The 654-nt window shown below is 47.9% G+C and carries 1 protein-coding gene; it reads right to left on the reverse strand.

Annotated elements, in window-relative coordinates; genetic code table 11:
* Positions 1-74 precede the first annotated feature (74 nt).
* The coding region (locus R7Z47_RS25195) for a LysR substrate-binding domain-containing protein (protein WP_318130810.1) at positions 75-654 on the reverse strand (580 nt) is incomplete at its 5' end.

Genomic DNA, 654 nt, shown 5'->3' on the forward strand with positions numbered 1-654 from the left:
AGACAGTTGTTTAAACCGGCTCTGTTGAGCGGTTGTGAGAAAAGGCCATCATGTTGATGGCCTTTTTATTTGCCTCAATATTTCCAATCTAGCGGAATACTTTGGTGAATATCTTCAAGCAGTACGGATAAGCGAAGAGGATGACGCCCTGCTGGTGTATAACAGTTGATCGCTATTGGCTCTGAAAGCCAGCCTTCAAGGCATGGGGTGATACGGCCGGGGTGATGTTTCTCATACCCTTGTGCAGTCCAAGTTGGCAAGAGACCAATGCCGTGTCCGTTGGCGATACTATCGATCTGCATAGCAATGTTGTCGCTATAGAGTCGGCTGACAAATGGCTCTAGAAAAAACTCCCCTTGTTCTGGGTGCGAGAGTAGCAAACCATTCTCTTGTATCGACCCAAAATCTATCCACGGATGTTTGTTTAGTTCTCTCGGGTGGTGGATGGGGCCATGTTTTTCGATGTAGTTTGGCGACGCGAATGGGGTGTAACGAAATACGCCAAGCGTTTCTTTGCGCCAATCCAGCCCTTTGTGTTCACCTAGCCAGATAAACAAATCTGGATCGTGGTGTGTATCGGAAAAATCACTGGTGAGCTGGACTCTGACGTCAGGGTTCTCCGCCAGAAATTCATTGAGCACATCGCCTAACCAA

The sequence above is a fragment of the Vibrio sp. 1641 genome (genome assembly GCF_033339995.1).
Classification (GTDB): Bacteria; Pseudomonadota; Gammaproteobacteria; order Enterobacterales; family Vibrionaceae; genus Vibrio; species Vibrio alginolyticus.